General features: G+C 73.7%; 3 protein-coding genes. 1 reads left to right on the forward strand and 2 read right to left on the reverse strand.

Annotated features, from left to right (window positions below; translation table 11 throughout):
* Positions 1-77 precede the first annotated feature (77 nt).
* Together ACTUAL_RS17320 and miaB are read right to left on the reverse strand one after the other, a co-directional pair.
* A complete protein-coding gene (locus tag ACTUAL_RS17320; RefSeq protein ID WP_440900998.1) occupies positions 78-626 on the reverse strand; it encodes an Rv2732c family membrane protein in 549 nt (182 codons plus the stop codon).
* The gene (gene miaB / locus ACTUAL_RS17325) at positions 623-2,098 is read right to left on the reverse strand and encodes a tRNA (N6-isopentenyl adenosine(37)-C2)-methylthiotransferase MiaB (protein ID WP_177154546.1); all 1,476 of its coding nucleotides are present in this window, start codon (positions 2,096-2,098) and stop codon (positions 623-625) included. The genes ACTUAL_RS17320 and miaB overlap by 4 nt, the downstream gene beginning before the upstream one ends.
* Positions 2,099-2,413: 315 nt before the next feature.
* Between miaB and ACTUAL_RS17330 the strand changes: the two genes are divergently transcribed.
* Entirely contained in the window at positions 2,414-2,815 is a 402-nt protein-coding gene (locus tag ACTUAL_RS17330) for a TAXI family TRAP transporter solute-binding subunit (RefSeq protein WP_440900999.1), read from the forward strand.
* The last annotated feature ends 32 nt before the right edge of the window (positions 2,816-2,847 follow it).

Raw genomic sequence — 2,847 nt, forward strand, 5'->3', positions numbered from 1 at the left:
CGCCCGCGCGCGCGACGCGGGGGTGCGCCCGGTCCGGGAGCACCCCCTCTTCGCGCCTGGAACCCCGGTTGCGGCGCTCAGGCCCGCTCGGGCTCCGGGAAGCCGGGGCGGGACACCGCGACCTTCAGCCAGCGCACCAGCAGCAGGACCACGGCGACCACGGCGGCGATCAGCCCGCCGCCGGGACCGGGGCCGGGCTCGTGGCCGTTGGTGGTCTGCGTCGTCCAGATCGACAGCACGCCCACCACCGAGCCCGCGAAGCACGCGAGCCCGCTCACCCACGCCAGCGCCCACCGGCGCAGCACCAGGGTCAGCGCGGACAGCAGCACGCCGCCCACCACGGCGATGACCGCGAACACCCGCGGCACGATCGGCGCCGAGGTCACCAGCACCTCGAAGCCGGTGTGTTCCTCCAGCCACGGCAGCAGCATCGACACCAGCACCACCAGCACGCACACCGCGATCACCAGCGCGCCGGGGCCGGGGTCGAAGCGCTTGGCCGCCGCCTGCCCGACGCCGTCGATCTCGTCGCGCAGTTCGGACATGTCGTCGTGCTGGTCGGACATCGTCTCCCCGGCCGTCCTCTCCTCGTCAGCCGCGCCGCTGCGCGCACCCGCGCCGCTCATCCGACCGAGCACCCGCCCACCGCCACCGGCTGCGGCGCGGGCGCGCCGAACGACGGCAGCCCGAGCGTCACGCCCTGCGTGGTCGGCCGCTCCCCGGCCTCGGAGCGGTCGCCCGCCCTGGTCCGCCGGTGGCTGATCAGCTCGCCGTCGGCGATCAGGTTGTGCGGCGCGCCGTAGGTGATCACCGTCTCGACCACGTCGCCCGGCCGCACGCGCGCGTCGCCGGGGGTGAAGTGGACGAGCTTGCCGTCGCGGGCCCGGCCGGACATCCGGTTGGTCTCGGTGTCCTTGCGGCCCTCGCCCGCCGAGGCGAGCACCTCCACGACCTTGCCGACCTGCGCCTTGTTCTCCGCCCAGGCCAGCTCGTTGACCAGCGCCACCAGCCGGTCGTAGCGCTCCTGCACGACCTGCTTGGGCAGCTGGCCCGGCAGCTCGGCGGCGGGGGTGCCGGGCCGCTTCGAGTACTGGAACGTGAAGGCGCTGGAGAACCTGGCCTCGCGCACCACGTCCAGGGTGCCCTGGAAGTCCGCCTCGGTCTCGCCGGGGAAGCCCACGATGATGTCGGTGGTGATCGCCGCGTCCGGCATGGCCGCGCGCACGTTCTCCAGGATCGACAGGTAGCGGCCGGTCCGGTACGAGCGGCGCATCTCCTTGAGCACCCGGTCCGAACCGGACTGCAGCGGCATGTGCAGCTGGTGGCACACGTTCGGGGTCTCGGCCATCGCCGCGATCACGTCGTCGGTGAAGTCCTTCGGGTGCGGCGAGGTGAACCGGACCCGCTCCAGGCCCTCCACGTCGCCGCAGGCGCGCAGCAGCTTGCCGAACGCGTGCCGGTCGCCGAACTCGACGCCGTAGGAGTTGACGTTCTGCCCGAGCAGCGTCACCTCCAGCACGCCCTCCGCCACCAGCGCCTGAACCTCGGCCAGCACCTCGCCGGGGCGGCGGTCCTTCTCCTTGCCGCGCAGCGACGGGACGATGCAGAAGGTGCAGGTGTTGTTGCAGCCCACCGACACCGACACCCAGCCCGAGTACGCCGAGTCGCGGCGGGCGGGCAGCGTCGACGGGAAGGTCTCCAGCGAGTCCAGGATCTCCACCTGGGCCTCGCGGTTGTGCCTGGCCCGCTCCAGCAGCACCGGCAGCGAACCGATGTTGTGGGTGCCGAACACGACGTCCACCCAGGGGGCGCGCTTGACGATCGCGGCCTGGTCCTTCTGGGCGAGGCAGCCGCCGACGGCGATCTGCATGTCCGGGTTGGCCGCCTTCGCGGGCGCGAGGTGCCCGAGCGTGCCGTACAGCTTGTTGTCGGCGTTCTCCCGCACGGCGCAGGTGTTGAACACGACCACGTCCGCGTGCTCGCCGCCGGACGCCGCGGTGTAGCCCGCCGCCTCCAGCATCCCGGCCAGCCGCTCCGAGTCGTGCACGTTCATCTGGCACCCGAAAGTGCGGATCTCAAACTTCTTCGGCCCCTGCATCCCGTCCACCCACTCACCATAACCACAGGTCAGCGGGTTTGAGGACCCGCTTGTCCGGCTCGGCCCGCACACCGGGGAAACGCACCCTGCGCGCATATGGCCACCCGCCCGAGGTAACTCCAGGGTCCAACAGTGCCACACGCCGCCCTCGGGCCGGGGAGCCCACCGGGCGGCGGGCGCCAGTGCCGCCGCGCCCACCCCCGCAGGGCCGCCCGACCCGCCCGCTGCGGGGCCGTGCGACCACCCGGTGTGACCCGCCGCGCACATCGCCCATCCGGTGGACGCCCGCCCACCGCGACGTGCGACGATTCGGGTGTGTCGCGAACCCCCGCGGTCGTGCGCGCCGCCCTCGCGGCGCTGCTCGCGCTGGCCTCCGTGGCGCTCTCCGGCTGCTCGGGGGAGTTCTCCTCGGTCCGCCTCACCATCGCCAGCGGCTCGACCGGCGGCGTCTACTCCAAGCTCAGCACCGCGCTCGCGGGCGCCTGGAGCCGGGACCCCGGCGTCCCCGCCCCCGAGGTGGCCGCCACGGCGGGCTCGCTGGACAACCTGGAGCGCCTGCGCAGCGGTCGCGCCCAGATCGGGTTCAGCGCCGCCGACGCCGCCCAGTCCGCCGAGCCCGGCGCGCATCGGCTGTACGCGCTGGCCCGGATGCACGACGACTACCTCCAGGTCGTGGTCCGCGACGACCTGCCCGCCACCAGGGTCGCCGCGAAGTAGACCGGCCACCGCTCGCGCAGGCCGGGCAGCAC

It is taken from the genome of Actinosynnema sp. (assembly GCF_052038725.1).